The organism is Petrimonas mucosa (assembly GCF_900095795.1).
Lineage (GTDB): Bacteria > Bacteroidota > Bacteroidia > Bacteroidales > Dysgonomonadaceae > Petrimonas > Petrimonas mucosa.
Window position 1 is genome coordinate 1,443,735 of sequence record NZ_LT608328.1, and the last position, 18,806, is coordinate 1,462,540.

8 protein-coding genes are annotated in these 18,806 nt (G+C 46.3%); all 8 read left to right on the plus strand.

Annotated elements, in window-relative coordinates:
* The 8 genes from ING2E5A_RS05745 to ING2E5A_RS05780 all read left to right on the plus strand — a co-directional run bounded on the left by ING2E5A_RS05745 (position 1) and on the right by ING2E5A_RS05780 (position 18,787).
* Positions 1 to 1,218 (plus strand): M16 family metallopeptidase, encoded by a 1,218-nt coding sequence (locus ING2E5A_RS05745; protein WP_071136588.1) that lies wholly within the window; start codon positions 1 to 3, stop codon positions 1,216 to 1,218.
* A 183-nt stretch (positions 1,219 to 1,401) separates the two neighbouring features.
* Positions 1,402 to 2,025 (plus strand): porin family protein, encoded by a 624-nt coding sequence (locus ING2E5A_RS05750; RefSeq protein ID WP_083373214.1) that lies wholly within the window; start codon positions 1,402 to 1,404, stop codon positions 2,023 to 2,025.
* Between the two features lie 219 nt (positions 2,026 to 2,244).
* Complete coding sequence (locus ING2E5A_RS05755; protein ID WP_071136589.1) at positions 2,245 to 6,408, plus strand: hybrid sensor histidine kinase/response regulator transcription factor; 4,164 nt, start codon at positions 2,245 to 2,247, stop codon at positions 6,406 to 6,408.
* Between the two features lie 334 nt (positions 6,409 to 6,742).
* Positions 6,743 to 9,607, plus strand: coding sequence for a glycoside hydrolase family 31 protein (locus ING2E5A_RS05760; RefSeq protein ID WP_071136590.1), 2,865 nt, complete (start codon positions 6,743 to 6,745; stop codon positions 9,605 to 9,607).
* Positions 9,604 to 12,123, plus strand: coding sequence for a glycoside hydrolase family 2 TIM barrel-domain containing protein (locus ING2E5A_RS05765; protein WP_071136591.1), 2,520 nt, complete (start codon positions 9,604 to 9,606; stop codon positions 12,121 to 12,123). The genes ING2E5A_RS05760 and ING2E5A_RS05765 overlap by 4 nt, the downstream gene beginning before the upstream one ends.
* Before the next feature lie 120 nt (positions 12,124 to 12,243).
* Positions 12,244 to 15,417: a SusC/RagA family TonB-linked outer membrane protein gene (locus ING2E5A_RS05770; protein WP_071138219.1), complete on the plus strand. Its 3,174-nt coding sequence runs from the start codon at positions 12,244 to 12,246 to the stop codon at positions 15,415 to 15,417.
* Positions 15,418 to 15,436: 19 nt separating this feature from the next.
* A complete protein-coding gene (locus tag ING2E5A_RS05775; protein ID WP_071138220.1) occupies positions 15,437 to 17,110 on the plus strand; it encodes a RagB/SusD family nutrient uptake outer membrane protein in 1,674 nt (557 codons plus the stop codon).
* Between the two features lie 39 nt (positions 17,111 to 17,149).
* A complete protein-coding gene (locus ING2E5A_RS05780) occupies positions 17,150 to 18,787 on the plus strand; it encodes a hypothetical protein (RefSeq protein WP_154670043.1) in 1,638 nt (545 codons plus the stop codon).
* Positions 18,788 to 18,806 lie beyond the last annotated feature (19 nt).

Below are 18,806 nucleotides of genomic sequence, written 5' to 3' on the forward strand. Positions count from 1 at the left end.
ATGTTTCAAACATATCAACTATCCAACGGTTTACGTCTTGTTCACCGCCCCTTCCCGTCGGAGATATCCTATTGCGGGATAGCGGTAAATACAGGTTCTCGCGACGAATTTCCCGACGAACATGGAATGGCCCATTTTGTGGAACATATGCTGTTCAAGGGGACTCGAAAGCGACAGGCCCACCATGTGGTCAACCGCATGGAAAACGTTGGTGGTGAGCTCAATGCTTATACCACAAAGGAGGAGACATTTATTTATGCAACATTCCTGGCCGAATATTTCGGCAGAGCGGTGGAGTTGCTGAGTGATGTTGTTTTTCATTCTACCTTTCCCGCTCATCAGATTGAACGGGAGAGGGACGTGATTCTGGATGAGATGAACAGTTACGCCGATTTCCCGTCGGAGCAGATATACGATGACTTCGAAAACCTGGTATTTCAAGGCCATGACCTGGGGCATTATATACTGGGTGACGCCGATAGCCTGGAAGGATTCACCACCCGTTCGCTGAAGCGGTTCGTGCAACGGCAGTATCAACCGTCTGAAATGATTTTCTTCTCTTTCGGCAAGACGCCGTTCACCCAGGTAACGCGCCAGCTCGAGAAGCACTTTTCGTTCCCGGCCCCCGGACGCGTTCCGGCGAAAGCGCGCGTGGCGCCCGGAAACTTAGTGCCGGTAGAAGTAGAATTGCAAAAAAACACCACCCAGGCACACGTGATGCTCGGGTGGGAGGCTTTTAGCATGCACCACCCCGATAAACACGCGCTGTACCTCCTTAACAATATCCTGGGCGGGGGGAGTTTGAACAGCCGGTTCAATACTTCGCTCCGGGAAAAAAACGGGCTGGTGTACCACGTGGAGTCGAGCGCCACCTTCTACAGCGACACCGGGCTTTTTAGTGTTTACTTTGCCTGTGACCCGAAATACCGGGAGCGGTGCGTCCGGTTAATCGAAAAAGAGATCGAGAAAATCAAGAAGAAAAAATTAACCTCGATGCAGTTATCCCAAGCGAAGCGCCAATGGAAAGGACAATTGGGCATTGCTGCCGAGAACAACGAGAACAGCTGCTTGAGCATGGCGAAGAACTACCTCCACCAGAAGCGCTTCGTGCCGCTAAGCGAGGTGTTTAACCGTATCGATCAAATCACGGCCGACAAGATCCAGGAGGTAGCAAACGAGATTTTTTCCGGTTCTCGTTTCCGGTTGAGTTACCTGTAATTGCTGTTTTAGATTATTTCTAAATAACACCTGCCGCGGGCTCCTTCCGAACAAAAAAGCGGTAGGAACGTTTAATTCCTGTCTTAAGCGAACGCCCTCTCAAACAAAAAATCGGTGCGTTCGCGCGCGTCCAGGCGCGTAGATCGTGAATTCAAGGAATTACTTAACTAAAATGATTGAATTATGAAGAAAATGAGAATTATGCTGGTGGTTGCTATGTTTGCCTTGGTATCCGCTGTAAGTGCGCAGACAAGCTTGGGAGTTAAAGGCGGCGTTAACATGTCCAATTTTTATGGAGATGATCTGGATGACCAGAACGTTAAAATAGGCTTCCATGTAGGTTTGGCAGCTGACTACGAGTTTGCATACAACTCAGCGATACAAACAGGGTTGTTTTTCACCACGAAAGGAGCAAAATATAGCGAGTCAATAGGCGATGCCACGGCAGATTTTACTGTAAACCCGATGTACCTGCAACTGCCGGTTCATTATGCGTATAAATTGGATGTAACCCCCGGAACACGCATCGTATTCCATGCCGGCCCGTATGTTGCTTATGGTATAGGCGGCAAATCAAAACTCAGCGGCTCGCTCGGAGATTGGGAAGACGAGACCGAGTGGGATGTATTCGGCGATAATGGCTTCCTCAAGAATTTCGATGCCGGTTTAGGCCTCGGCGTGGGCGCCGAGTTTGGCCCAATTCTGCTTGACCTCGGTTGGGATATGGGCCTTGTAGATATCGCGGACTCGGACCAAGGAAGTATAAAAAATCAAAACGCGTATCTATCGGTAGGGTACAAGTTCTAAAATCCCTTCCGGTAAAGGTGAAAAAATATTTATTCACATACTTAACAGGGCTGTCCAAACACTGGATGGCCCTTTTTTCTGCTGCTTGTTACCCTTTATTTACAAAGTGTTGTTAAAAAATAAAGAGTTGTATGAAAAATAACCAATTATAGCTATGTTTGCAAAATACCTTTGACGACTCGTGATGTAAGAAATTTACCCGCCGTAAAGAATAAGCCAATGATGCGATTGCCCCGTTTCCTGCTGTTCCTTTTACTATTTACCTGGTGTAATCTATCGCTCTCGGGCCAATCGTCGTATCTCTTCAAACAGTTGGAAGTGGGTGACGGGCTTTCTCATAACCAAATAAACCATATTTTTAAAGATAGTCGAGGGTTCATGTGGTTCTCTACCGCATCGGGGCTAAATAGGTACGATGGGTATAAGTTCAAGCCGTTTTTTCATGATCCCGACAACGATAATTCGCTGCCCGACAACTTTGTGATGAATGTGCAGGAGGATGGAGAAGGTCGGTTATGGATACAGACAGCGGGTGGGTATGTGGTGTACATCCCGGAAAAGGAGCAGTTCGTGAAGTGCCAGGCCATGCTTAACCAGTTAGGAGTAACGAGTCCGGTGGACCTCGTTTTTGTTGACAGTCAAAAGAATATATGGTGTTACGCGAATTCGATGGGCTTTTATCAGTACCACCCGGGCCGGGGTACATCCGTTTTTTTCCCGCAAAGCGGGGAAAATGGACAATTAAGCACTGGTACCATCACCGACTTGAAAGAGTCTGAAACCTGTTACCTGTTTATTTTTCAATCGGGGCTTATTCAATTCATGGATAAGCAGAGTTACCGTGTTCATCGTGTGGACGATCACGTCATGCAGCAACAGAAGGGACAAGCGCATAACTACCAGGCCTTTGTCGACGCAGACAACAACGTATGGATCTATTCCGATATACCGCTTGGAACCTGGTTATACCATTCCCGGCAAAAAGAATGGAAGCATCTGGGATCAAAACAAAGTGACTTTCCATTTTTATTGTCAAGTGACATGATCCAGGATATTATCCAGGATCCCAACGGGCTGATCTGGATGGCAACCGACCATGGGGGAATAGATATTATCGATAAAAAAACCAACACGTTGACAAATTTGCGGAACCTGCCTTACGACAAACGAAGCATTGCGCACAACAGCATTAATTGTATTTATCCCGACAATACAGGTATCATCTGGATCGGCACCTATAAAAACGGAATATCTTACTACAGCGAAAGTATTTACAAATTCGGCATTGAACATCTCAATTATTTCAAAAAGGTAGATAACTTCAAACCCGATGTAAATTCCATTATTAAAGATGACAAAGGAAGTATCTGGGTCGGCACAAACGGAAGCGGATTGGTCCGTTTAGATACAAAGACCGGATCATATCATATTTACAGCCATGATCCGTCCGACAATTCCTCTCTGACCGATAACGTGATCGTCAGCCTGTGTGCTGCCAAAAACGGAAAGTTATGGATCGGCACCTACCTGTCGGGGATGGATTGCTTCGACGGAAAAGAGTTTATTCACTATCGCCATGATCCAAACGACCCGAACAGTCTTGCCAACGATAATGTCTGGTCAATTGTTGAGGACAGATCCGGAATGATCTGGATCGGGACATTGGGAAGCGGACTGCAAAAACTCAATCCGGATAACAGGCAATTCACCACATTCAATAATAGTACACAACAACAACTATCTTCGGAATATATATCCTCGCTTTTTTTGGGTACAAATGATAAATTAATTCTCGGAACAGCCAACGGAATTACAATCTTCGATATACAAACCGGACATTCAGAGATCTTAATGGGCAACCGCAAAGGGGATCAGTCCTTTACCAATCTGAACGTGAATCAGGTGTATGAAGACAGCCGCGGACTTATTTGGGTGGGAACCCGGGAAGGGTTGAATATCTGGGATCCCAAACAGGATAAAATCACCCAATTGTACAAAAGCGACGGACTTACCGATAATGTGATTTCAGGTATTATTGAAGATAACCAGCATAATATGTGGATCACTACTTCTAACGGCGTATCCAATATCATTATCCATACCGATTCAAAAACCAATGAATATCATCTTTCTTTTGTGAATTACAGTGAAGTGGATGGCCTGCAAAGCCACGAATTTAATTTACGTTCAGTATTCAAATCTTCCGATGGAGAAATTCTGCTTGGAGGGACCAACGGATTCAATATATTTAATCCGGAAAATATCCGCTATAATACTTCACAACCCAAAGTCCTTTTTACCGGATTGAAACTTTTCAATGAGGATGTTTTGGTCGGAGCGGAATATAACGGGAATAAGATCCTGTCATCGGAACTGAATCGGGTAGAAGAAGTCACCTTCAAATACGGGCAAAATGTTTTTTCGGTCGAATTTTCCGCCATGAATTATGTGCTCCCTGAAAAAACAACCTATGCCTATATGTTGGAAGGATTTAATACGGATTGGTTATTAACCGACCATGGCGTCCACAGTGTTACTTACACCAATCTCGCTCCGGGAAAATACACTCTTAGGGTAAAGGCCGCAAACAGTGACGGCTTTTGGAGTGAAGAATCCACAGCGCTGCAAATCCGTATAAAACCTCCATTCTGGTTGTCTGCCGGCGCCTATATCTTCTATGCTTTTCTTCTGATCTCTATCCTGTTACTGGCCCGGTATATGATCATAAGAAACGAACAACAGAAGTTTAAAATGAAGCAAATAGAACTGGAAGCACAACGGAAACATGAAATGGATGAAATGAAACTTCGTTTCTTTACCAATGTCAGTCACGAATTGCGCACACCTCTGACATTGATCATATCTCCGTTGGAAAATATGATGAAGTCCGTTGCCGATGACCATCAAAAACACCAGCTTTCTTTGATACACAAAAATGCCATACGACTGTTGAATATGGTGAACCAGTTACTGGATTTCAGAAAAAGCGATGTGAATGAACATTCCCTGAATTTATCCTATGGAGACATTATCTCGTTTTTGAAAAATTCTTTCACCTATTTCACCGAATATGCGGAAAAGAAGAATATCCGGTTGACCTTTTTCTCATCGGTAGATGAATTGAGAATGGTATTCGATGAAGACAAAATGAGAAAGATAATGATGAATCTTCTCTCCAATGCAATAAAATTTACCGAAAAAAACGGAACTGTGGATGTGTTGGTAAAACTTTTACCTAAAAACGGAGAGACCGATCCTGAACAAATAGAGATCAGAATAATAGACACTGGTATTGGGATAAAAGACGACGAGAAAAAGCGGATCTTTGAACGTTTTTATCAGGGAAAAACAAAAAACGAAGATTTTCCCGGAAGCGGTATCGGATTACACATCGTAAAAGAATTTGTGTCTATTTGTAAAGGAAGCATCGAGGTATACGACAACGCGCCCAAGGGGAGCCTGTTTCTTCTTCAATTCCCGGTGGACAGGCTCGAGTATATCGCTTCTCACTCCGGCGTGCCACGGGAAAATCAGCATGCCGCCTTAACTGGTGAGGAACACGGCGGTGAGCACGAGGAGGCATTGGAAAGCGAGGGAACACGTATCTTGTTGGTGGACGATAACGATGATTTTCGGGATTTCATGAAAGATACGTTGAAAAAAGAGTTCACGCTGCTTGAAGCCTCCAACGGGAAAGAGGCATGGAGTAAAATTATAGAGTATTCCCCCGATATCATTATCAGTGACGTGATGATGCCCGAGATGGATGGCTATGAACTGTGCGAGAAGGTGAAGAACGACGTGCGTACTTCGCACATCCCCCTTATCTTACTCACGGCACATACAGCGCAAGAGCAAGAGCTCAGGGGGCTTGAAACAGGTGCGGACGACTATATCACGAAGCCGTTTAACTTGGATATTTTTCTCTTGCGGATAAACAAGATACTGGAGCTGAGATCGTATCGTCAGGACCGGTTTAAACACCAAATTGAAATTGAACCGGCAGAGATTACCATCACCCCGTTGGACGAGAAGCTTATCAAGAACGCGATCAAACTGGTGGAGGAGAATATCGATGACAGCGATTTCTCGGTAGAGAAGCTTAGCAAAGAGTTGGGAATTAGTCGGGTACATCTCTACAAGAAGTTGACCTCCATTACGGGAAAAAGCCCCATCGAGTTTATTCGTGTTATTCGTCTCAAGCGTGCCGCCCAACTGTTGCGCGAAAGCCAACTGACGGTCTCCGAAATATCGTATCAGGTGGGGTTTAATAATCCTAAAACATTCAGTAAATATTTTAAGGAAGAGTTTGATCTTTTGCCTTCTCAATATCAGCAAAATGTGTCAGAGGCCCCACGTACCAACCTCGCGGACCCGTTGTGAACATTTAACATACCTTTGGGAAACAAAACAACCCCTTCGGTTATCAAAGGCGGTCGTGCCCCGCAACATTGCTTCCCGCCTGAAGCCTGAATTATATTTAATTTTACAAAAAAATAATCTTTGGCTTTGCTTATGTGGTATGTATAGCTAAATATGTCGACTATCACTATTTAGTGACCCATTACCGATTTATAGGCTATCTGATAAATAACTCACTTCGTTCAAACAGCTTATCAGATCACGCCTATTTCATCGAACGGGTAGCCCACTAAATAGTTAAATGTCTAATATTTAGCTATGCACCCAGTTGTGGAAGTTCAATAAACTGTATCAAATGGCACGTGTTTTTTATATCGTATTTAGTACCCTATTTTTTCTCTCCTGCGCGACCACCGGGATAGAGAAAACAGACAACGGGATTATTGTCCGTGTTAAACAGGAAAATAGTCACACCGCGAAAACAATCCGGCTCAACGTGATTGATAACAACATCATCCATGTATCGGCCATCCCCGGAAAAATATTCTCCGACGAGAAAAGCCTGATCCTGCGGCCGGGCTTGAAACGATCGGGAACGTTTAGTGTATACGAGAATGGAGACGAGGTGACCCTTTCCACCGACTCGTTGGATGTTGTCATCCGGAAATCGACGGGTGAAATAGCATTTCTAAATAAAAAAGGTGAAACTCTTCTACAAGAAAATAAGGGTGGCGGAAAAACACTGACGCCCATTGAAGTAGAAGGAACCAAAGGGTACACCGTGCATCAACTGTTTGAGTCGTCCGATGACGAAGCATTCTATGGCCTGGGGCAGCATCAGGCCGACGACTTTAATTATAAAGGAAAAAACGAATCGTTGTTCCAGTATAATACCAAGGTATCCGTTCCGTTTGTTATTTCCAGTAGAAACTACGGCATCGTGTGGGACAACTACTCCCTGAGTAAATTTGGCGACACGCGCGACTATGCGGACCTGGACCAGTTCAAGCTCTACGGGGAGGATGGAGCCGGCGGGGGGCTTACCGCCACCTACACCCGGAAAGGAGATTCTACCGGGACAATCGTGCGCCAAGAGAGCAAGCTCGATTACCAATTCATCCCATTACTGGAGAATTTCCCGGCAGATTTCGACCTGAACAACTCCCGCGTTACATGGAGCGGCGAATTGGAAGCTCCCGAGAGCGGCCTCTACCGGTTTTTCTTGCATTACGCCGGGTATATCCGGGTGTTTATGGATAACGAGCCGGTGGTAGAAGAGCGCTGGCGTACCGCGTGGAACCCCAACAGCTACAAGTTTGAATACCATTTGAAGGAAGGGGAGAGGGTGCCGATACGTGTGGAGTGGGAGCCCGATGGCGACGTGTCATACATCGCCCTGAAAGCGTTAAGCCCCGTTCCCGAGGAAGAACAAAATAAACTCTCTCTCTGGAGCGAAATGGGGAACGGCATCGACTACTATTTCGTGGCCGGAAACAGCATGGATGAGGTGATCAGCGGGTATCGAACCCTCACCGGGAAGTCGCAGATCATGCCCAAGTGGGCCATGGGTTTTTGGCAGAGCAGGGAACGTTACAAAACCCAGGACGAATTACTGGAAACCCTTGCTGAATTCAGAAAACGAGAAATACCCATTGATAACATCGTACAGGATTGGAGCTATTGGCCGGAAGCGGAATGGGGAAGCCACAAGTTCGATAAGGAACGATTCCCCGATCCAAAAGGGATGGTTGATAAAATACATGAGATGAACGCACGGATCATGATCTCGGTATGGCCCAAATTTTATATGAATACCGACCATTATAAAGCATTCGACAAAAACGGGTGGATGTATCAACAGGCAGTAAAAGACAGTATCCGTGATTGGATCGGACAAGGGTATATCGGCTCATTCTATGACGCATATGCCGAAGGTGCACGCAAACTATTCTGGAAACAGCTCGAAGAAAACTTATATTCATTGGGTATCGATGCCTGGTGGATGGATGCTTCCGAACCGAACATCCAGGATAATACCGACATGGATTACCGGAAGAAGCTGTGCGGCCCCACTGCCCTCGGCCCTTCCACAAAATACTTCAACGCCTATTCGCTGGTAAACGCCGAAGCCATTTATGACGGACAACGGAGTGTAAATCCGGATGACCGTGTATTTTTATTGACACGCTCCGGTTTTACCGGCATCCAGCGCTATTCAACCGCGGTCTGGAGCGGGGATATCGGTACCCGCTGGGAAGACATGAAAGCGCAGATCTCGGCCGGGCTCAATTTTGCTTTATCCGGCATACCATACTGGACAATGGACATCGGTGGATTTTGTGTGGAAAAAAGATATGAGCAGGCACAGCATTACTACAATGCTACAGGGATTGAAAATGAGGATTTGAAAGAATGGCGTGAATTAAATGCCCGCTGGTCGCAATTCGGAGCTTTTGTCCCGTTATTCAGGTCTCATGGGCAATTCCCTTACAGAGAGGTGTTTAATATTGCTCCAGAAGACCATCCCGCCTATCAATCCATGGTCTATTACAATAAACTCCGATATCGTTTGATGCCCTATATCTATTCATTGGCTGGAATGACTTATTTCAACGATTACACCATCATGCGCGCATTGGTCATGGATCACGGCAAAGATCCGGAAGTAAATGATATCGGCGACCAGTATATGTTCGGGGATATGTTGATGGTTTGCCCTGTGTATGAATATAAGGCAACCGGACGGACGGTTTATTTTCCTGCCACCACCGGTTGGTACGATTTCTATACGGGAAAATTCATTGATGGGGGACAAAAACAACGGGTGGATGCACCGTATAGCCGTATACCGCTGTTCGTGAAAGAAGGGGCTATTATCCCGTTTGGCCCTGAAATCCAGTATTCCGATGAGAAAAAGCCTGAACATATCACATTGTATGTATTCGCAGGTAAGAATGGAACTTTTTCGCTTTATGAGGACGAAGGCGTGAATTACAACTATGAAAAAGGAGCATATGCGATCATCAGATTTAATTACGATGATGCAACCAAAACGCTCGTAATAGGTGACAGGGAAGGATCGTTTGAAGGAATGCTGCAGGAACGCAGGTTCAATGTAGTCTATGTCGATAAAAACAGACCGCAGGCCGTAGACCCCGATGCAAAAGGCATTGAAGTCGTTTATACGGGTGCGGCACAAAAGATACCTTTAGAAAAATGAAAAACGCTATTGCCATACTATTATTGCTCGGCGTTGTTTTTACCGGATTCAATGCCTGCCGGAATGTCGACCGGAACCCTCGCAAAACAGAAAGTTTCAACGATGGTTGGCGTTTTTATCTTGGGGATCTTTCCGATGCAAGCGATCCTGTATTCGACGATAACGGTTGGAGGGAACTGGAGTTGCCCCACGATTGGGCGATTGAAGGTGATTTCAGTGAGGATCACCCTTCCGGAAGCGGGGGTGGAGCCCTGCCCGGCGGAATCGGTTGGTACCGGAAATCGTTTTTCCTCGATCAATCCTATGAAGGAAAAAAGATATTTGTTGATTTCGACGGAGTCTATATGAATTCCGATGTATGGATCAACGGCATCCATCTCGGGCATCGGCCGTTTGGCTATATATCGTTCCGGTATGACCTGACTCCCCATTTGAAATTTGATACGGAAAATGTCATAGCGGTACGGGTGGACAACAGTGAGCAACCCAATTCCCGTTGGTATTCGGGATGCGGTATTTATAGGAATGTATGGCTGACAAGTGTCGATCCGGTGTATGTTGATCTGTGGGGAGTATATGTAACGACGCCGGAGATTACAGAGGATAATGCCGTTGTGAATGTAAAAACAACCGTTAAAAACGAAATGCCACAAGAAGTGAATCTAAAAACTGAGACATCTATTGTAGACGGTTCGGGCAAACAGGTCGCTTCGGCTTCGGTCTCCGGCACACTGGCTGCCGGCTCTTCCAAAGAGATCGAACAGGATCTCTCCGTGCGGGAGCCGGTATTGTGGGCACTTGAAAATCCCTGTTTGTACGAGGTAGTCACCCGTATTTTCGTGGACGACAAACAGACCGATGAATATGTAACCCCGCTCGGGATCCGCTATTTCACGTTCGACGCGGAAAAAGGATTCTTCCTTAACGGTGAATCGACGAAGATAAAAGGAGTCTGCCTGCATCACGATTTAGGATGCCTCGGTGCGGCCGTCAACACAAGGGCCATTGAACGGCAGCTCGAGATACTCAAAGAGATGGGTGTGAATGGTATTCGTACTGCGCATAATCCTCCCGCACCGGAACTGCTCCGGCTATGCGACAGGATGGGATTCATTGTCATGGATGAAACCTTCGACATGTGGCGTAAACGAAAGACCACATACGATTACTCACGCTATTTTAACGAGTGGCACGAAAGAGACCTCACAGACCATATTCTCCGTGACCGTAATCATCCCTCGGTATTTATGTGGAGCATCGGGAATGAAGTCCTTGAACAATGGACCCACGCCGAAGCCGATACACTCGATATCCAGCAGGCTAATCTCCTGTTGAACCTTAAACGCGATGAAACGGCACTGGCGGGGACAGATGGGGAGACGATGAGTGTGAATGCTCTCCTGACAAAAAAACTGGCGGATATCGTAAAAAGTTTGGATCCGACCCGACCCGTGACAACCGGAAACAATGAAACCAATCCGGCCAATCACCTCTTCAGATCGGGAGCGCTCGACCTGATCGGATTCAATTATCATGGATATGACTATAAGAACGTGCCGGAGAACTTCCCGGGAAAACCGTTTATTGCAGCGGAAACCACTTCAGGACTGATGACCCGCGGTTATTACCGGATGCCAAGCGACTCCATGTATATCTGGCCGGTACGTTGGGATATCCCGTTTACCGATCCTTCCTATGCCTGCTCTTCCTACGATAATTGCCACGTCCCTTGGGGATGTACGCACGAGCAGGCATGGAACGACGTGAAAAACAGTGACTTCATTAGTGGAATGTATATCTGGACAGGTTTTGACTATCTCGGCGAACCGACCCCTTTCTGGTTTCCTGCACGGAGTTCTTATTTTGGCATTGTGGATCTGGCGGGGTTCCCGAAAGATGTCTATTACATGTATCAATCGGAATGGACCGATAAAGAGGTATTGCATGTTTTTCCGCACTGGAACTGGCAACCGGGAGAAACTGTGGACGTCTGGGCCTATTACAGCAAGGCAGATGAAGTGGAGTTATTTTTGAACGGCGTCTCTCAGGGCATCAAAAGAAAAGAGGGCGGCAAGCACCATGTCTTTTGGCGACTGGCTTATGAAACCGGCACAATAAAAGTGATTTCCAGGAAAAATGGAAAAGAGGTATTATCGAAAGAAATAAAAACGGCCGGAGAACCGTCGCAGATCCGTTTAACGCCTGACAGGCGTGTGATCAGGGGCGACGGACAAGATCTTAGTTTTATTACAGTGGAAGTTTTGGATGAAGAGGGCACGATTTGCCCTAATGCAGAAAACCTGATCCGTTTCAACCTGTCGGGTAACGGAAAGGTCGTCGGTGTGGACAATGGGAACCCGACAAGTATGGAACGCTTCAAAGCATCGGAACGGAAAGCATTTTATGGAAAATGCCTGGTTGTTGTGAAAAGTGAAAAGAGAGAAGGAGTTATTCGTCTGGCGGCAGAGTCGGATGGATTGATGAAAGATGCCATTGAAATAAAGGTGACGAAGTAATGTCGGAGACCGGCTATTCGTAATCTAATACGTATTATTTTTTATTGAGTTGTCAAGCCAAAGGGAATGACGACTAATACGTTTACTATTAAACTAATTAATTGTTAAAGTATGATAAACATGAATTGCAAACGAAGTATAAATAATCGTTATTTATACTGTTTTTTAATCGGTGTGTCACTGATCTTATTAAAACCGGTGACGCTGCATGCGGAACCTTTGCAAAATAATACCATTACGGGTACGGTGGTCTCGGCAACCGACGGGGAACCGTTGATCGGGGTAAGCATTTTTGTGAAGGGGACAAATAACGGTACGGTAACCGATATTGATGGGAACTATTCGATCAACGTAAATACAGGGCAAACACTTGTCTTTTCTTACATCGGATTTATTTCCCAGGAAGTGACCGTACGTGAAAATGTAATCAATGTAAGCCTGGCAGAAGATACTGAAGTCCTCGACGAATTAATTGTAATTGGTTATGGCGTACAGGCAAAGAAATTATCTACCGGGGCAACCATTCAGGTAAAAGGCGACGAACTGAATAAAATGAATACTATTAGTCCCTTGCAGGCCCTGCAGGGAAAAACCCCCGGAGTAAATATCACCTCTACCTCCGGACAACCCGGTTCGAATATGAAGGTGGTAATCCGCGGTTTGGGTACAGTCGGAAACCACAGCCCCCTCTACCTGATTGACGGAATTGGTGGAGATATATCAACCCTGAATCCTGCCGACATCGAGAGCATCGACGTTTTGAAAGATGCAGCATCTGCCGCTATTTATGGTGCACAGGCTGCCAATGGTGTAATCCTCATCACCACAAAAAGCGGGAGGGAAGGGAAAGCGCAAGTCAACTTCGATGCCTATTATGGAGTACAAAATGTAGCCCGTAAAGCAGATATGTTGAATGCGACCCAATATATGACTATCATGGACGAACAGGCATTGAACAGTGGCAATGCGGCTTACGACTGGAGCAGTTTCAAGTCCATTTATGACGCAAACGGCAATCTGTATGATATCGACTGGGTGGACAGGATGTTTAAAAAGAATGCAAAAACTGAAAGTTATTCATTGGGTATTACCGGAGGATCGGCCACTTCCACATACGCCATCTCATTGGGTTACTTGAATCAGGAAGGGATCGTTGGTGGTGCCGATGTCTCCAACTATGAACGCTATAATTTCCGGGTCAACTCCGAACATAAGCTGTTTAACGGCTTCGTGAAAGTCGGCGAACAGGTGAGTTTCATATACAGGATAAATAATGGTATCAACGTAGGCAACCAGTATAACAATACGTTAAGAGGCGCTTTTGGTGTATCACCGCTGACCCCGGTTTATAGTGACAATAATATGTATGATTCACCATACAACGACACAAGCAACAGCGACTGGTATAACGGAGACGGGAACCCCTATGGTCTTATGATGACCAATACTAACAACGAAGACAAGGCAGGCACATTCAACGGTAACCTGTATGCCGAAATTGAGCCGATAAAGCGGTTGAAATTGCGTACTGTATTTGGTGCCGTCTACAATGCAAGTGAATACCGCAGCTTTACCCCTCTCTATCATTTCAGTATTTATAGCTATAACGATACCCGTACCAGTGTTTCACAGAATATGAACCGTGGACTCGGCATGACCTGGACAAACACGGCGACTTACGATTGGACAATGAATAACCATGCTTTCAATGCATTGCTGGGTATGGAAGCCTATCGTTACGAAGGCACTTACCTGGGAGCGGGAAATGGCATATTGAAAGAAGGTTTCGACACATGGAAATATGCCTATATCGATAATGGAACGGCTTCTTCCAGTACGGATGGGTTAAGTGCGTCAGGCAACCCTCATGATGAATCGCGCAGTGTTTCTTATTTCGGTCGTTTGGGTTGGAACTGGAAAGAAACCTATATGGTGAATGCTACGTTGCGTGCCGACGGTTCTTCCCGGTTTGCCAGAGGTAACCGTTTCGGATACTTCCCTTCTATCTCTGCCGGTTGGACACTTACCAATGAACCGTTTATGGAGAACGTTCCATCGTGGCTCAATTTCCTCAAGCTACGTGTCAGTTGGGGACAAGTGGGCAACCAAAACATAGCCAACTACCAGTATCTGGCTCCGATGAAAAACAGCAATACCCACTATCTGTTCGGGACAGGCGGATATAACGATGAGAATGCTGCGAAAGAACTGGCCACCAATTGGGGTGCATATCCCAATCGCTTAGCCAATGAAAATGTAACGTGGGAAACCTCCGAACAAGCCAATATCGGGTTGGATGCCTACTTGCTCAACACCCGGCTTGGAGTAAATCTCGATCTCTATACGAAAAATACCAAAGACTGGCTGGTTCAGGCACCTATCCTGGCAACAGTAGGCGCGGGAGCTCCTTATATCAACGGTGGTAGTGTAAAGAATAGCGGGATTGAACTGGCATTGACCTGGAACGATCGTATAAACAAAGACTTCAGTTATAATATTGGCCTGAATGGTGCCTATAATAAAAACAAAGTAGGAGAGATCCCTACCGAAGACGGTATCATTCACGGACAAACCAACCAGTTATATGATAATACCCCCGAATTTTATCGTGCGGAAAATGGTAAACCTATTGGGTATTTCTGGGGATACAAAACAAATGGCCTGTTCCAGAACGAACAGGAAATCACAGATTGGATTGCTGCCGGCAACGGTGTCCTCCAGAATGACGTGAAACCCGGTGATGTGAAATATATCGACGTGAATCATGACGGTGTAATCGACGATCACGACAAGGTAAATCTGGGTAACGGGATGCCCGACTTTACATACGGTTTCAATCTTGGTTTCGGATATAAAGGTTTTGACTTTTCTCTTCAGGCTAGCGGTGCAGCCGGTCAGCAGATCGTACAGTCCTACCGGAATTTCACCAACAAGTATGCCAACTATACCACTGCCATACTTCAACGCTGGACCGGTGAAGGTACAAGCAACAGAATCCCCCGTGTGACCGAACAGAACATCAACTGGCAGTTCTCCGACCTCTTTGTTCATGATGCAGACTATTTACGTGTCAGTAATATCACCCTGGGATATGACTTCTCCCGATTTGTGAAGCACGAATTCATCAGTCAGGCACGTCTCTATGCACAGGTGCAAAACGCCTTTACCTTTACAAAGTATGAAGGCATGGATCCGGAAATAGGCTATGGTACGGATGGTTGGGTGTCGGGCATTGATGTGGGATACTATCCTCGTCCAAGAACGATTCTTTTCGGTGTAAGTCTTAAATTCTAATTAACTAATGGATAATAAAATGAACAAGATGAAATACAATATACTAGTAGCAGTCGTACTCTCCCTGATACTGGGAACAGCCTCCTGTAGCGATGGTTTCCTGGACGTGGAGTCTAAAACCGAGTCTACAACTGGCACCTCGTACAAGAACGAAAGGGATGCTTGGCGCGCACTGATTGGTTGTTACGACGGGTGGCGCCAAACCTCTTCGAATGTGCAGATAGGCTTCTATCTGGGTGCTGAAACTATGGGCTATGAATGCTTCGGTGGAACCGGCAATGCCGACGGGCGAGGTTATCAGGCCATTGACCGATTCGACATATCGCAGTCACCGGCCGACCTGAACATGTTTGAAAACGATTGGAGGAACTATTATGCCGCGGTTTATCGCTGTAATGAACTGATATCCCGCGAAGAACAAATTAGCTGGAACGAGACAATGAGTAAGCGTGGCACCTATATGGGCGAGTGCCGCACCATCCGGGCCCTGCTTTATTTTGACATGGTTCGCCTTTGGGGAAATATCCCCCTGTTTGATGAACCGGTGAACGAGAACAGGCCGCAAGCCGATCCTGCCGACGTCTTCGCGCTGATCTTTGCAGATCTGAAATATGCCATGGAAAATATTCCCGCCGATGCCTATCCAAAGGCAAACGCGGCAACCAACGATGGGCATATCACCCGGTATGCTGCAGCCGCCCTTTTTGCCAGGGCTTACCTCTACTATACCGGCTATTACGGTAGCGAACCGGAAGGCGCCACGAAAGCGGAAGCCCTGGCCGCATTGGAAGAGATCATCGCTTCGAATGAATACAGCTTGGTCAGCGAGTTCAAGAACCTGTGGCCTGCCGCATCGGCCGGTGTGGCTGAAATCGGTGATATGGAAACCCTACTCGGCACGTATGCCGGTGATGGTAACAGCGAAACCATTCTTGCCATGAAATTTACCAGTTCGCAAGACTACAATGGGAATAACGACGGCAACCGTTGGCAGGTAATGGTCGGTATGCGCAGTCTGAATGCCCCTCCTTACGGAAAAGGCTGGGGAGGATTGACTGTGAATCCCGCATTCGTAAGCGAATTCCAAACCGGTGATACTCGCCGTAGTGCTTCCATCATCGACATGGTCGGCGAAGGTATTACCGGGCTTGCTGATTATGAAGCCAGCTACAAAGACCAACGTGAATATACCGGCTATGCCGTGAAAAAATATGCACCGCTCTGCTTTGCCGACGGGACTTCCGCATCGAAAGCAGATGGATCGGGCGATTTCCAGATTTCCAACCACCAGGATTATGTAATTATTCGGTATGCCGATGTATTACTGATGGCGGCCGAGCTGGGAAGCCCGAACGCACAGGCTTACTTTGACGCTGTTCGTAAGCGTGCTTATACTTCCGACGGCGTGCTTTCTTCTAATTACGCGGCACTTCCTGTAACCAAAGAGAATATTATACAGGAGCGCCGTCTGGAATTTGCGTTCGAAAGTATCAACTATTGGGATTTGCTCCGCCAGGGAATAGACTACGCAGCCAATAAACTTGCGGCTGAGATCCCCGTGTATAGTGGGGGTTCCCAGGATGTAGTCTCTATCAGGGCTGACCGGATCCGTGCGACAAAAGGACTTAGTCAGATCCCGTATAATCAAATAACGCTGGCAAACGGTATGCTGGTTCAAAACCCGGGATGGTAATAATGTGTCTTCCATACACCAACAAGAAAAAATAACCATATGAAACTGAAATCATCTATATATATATTGATAGCAAGCGTAATTATACTTTTTTTCGCTTGTACACCCGAACAATATGATTTGGGTCCCAAGGATGTAACACCGGACGACCTGGTGGAAGGTATTGCATTCAAGATAGAACATGATGCATCAAACCCCAATATCGTCTATCTTTCCAGTCTGATGGATAGCAGATATACCCCCCTGTGGAATCACCCTCAGGGACGCAGCCAAAAGCAGAAAATAACATTAAAAATAGCGTTCCCCGGCACATACGAAGTAAAATTCGGAGTAGAAACACGGGGAGGGATAGTATATGGAAATCCTGTTACTTTTACGATTGATGACTTCTATGCTGAGTTTGTAAGCGATGAATTATGGACATTGCTTTCAGGCGGTGTAGGCAATGCTAAAACATGGTATCTCGATCTCGATGTAGATGGAGTGAGCCGTTACTTCATTGGACCATTGTATTTTTATGGAACCGATGATAGCTGGGAAACAGTGACCAATGGCGTTACACTGCCTGAAGGGAGTGACTCATGGAACTGGAACCCCGACTGGCCGGGCAATAGCTGGTTGATGGATGCAGCCGACTTTGGCTCAATGACTTTCGATTTGAGAGACGGTGCAAATGTGGTGGTAGAACATAAAACGATCCCGTCGAGAGGAATAGAAAGGGGTACCTATATGCTCGATGTGGATGACCATACTTTAAGGATGACAGATGCCTCGCCCTTGCACGATATCAACCGTGACGGGGTAGTAATAGATTGGGGAGACATCAAGATCATGTCGCTTACCGAAAATACATTGCAATTGGCTGTATTACGCGATCCCGAACTGTCGGGAGAGGGAGCCTGTTTGCTGGTTTATAATTTCATTAGTAAGGAATATTATGACAACTGGACTCCGGGTGAGCAGGAAGAACCCGAACCATCGCTTCCCGATAACTGGATGGATGATGTGTCACAGACCGTTCAGAAAACCATTGTATGGAAATTATCGGAAGCCAATCCGCTGGATTGGTGTGGTTTGGACGGAGCAAGAATGAACGGATGGAATAAACCCGAAGATTATCCGGATTGGTTGGGAACCCCTGATCCTACCGTTTATGGAGATTTCAGCCTGGCACTCAACTCCGAGGATATGGAGGCAACTTTCAAGCTGCCTGACGGAAAGGAACTGACAATGGGCTATTCATTGAACGATAAAGGGATCTATACTTTTGATGAGACTGTTCCTGATTTTTCGATTATCAGTTGGGCATCTTTCCATCTCGATGCCAACCGTCAATTGCGTATCATGAGTATAGAAAAAGATGCCTCTGGAAGCGTTTCGGGGATATGGCTGGGAGCCCGCGATCCGGAAAAACCGGAATATATGGCCTATCATCTGATTCCCTCGGCAGGGGGTGGTACCACAACCGATCCATTGAAAGTATGGAAAAATGCGTTTGCAGGAAAAACGTTCAAACCCGATGTTCACTGGTTTGTTGACTGGGTGGGTGGAGCTCCCGGTTTTTCAGGGGGATCGACAAGTCCTTCCACTTTCGGTGATGACTATACGTCCAACGGCTGGGTATGGGATGCCAATGTGAGAGCAGTTGCTGAGAGTGCCACTCTTAATTCGACTTAGAGGGTGATAAGCTGAAAGT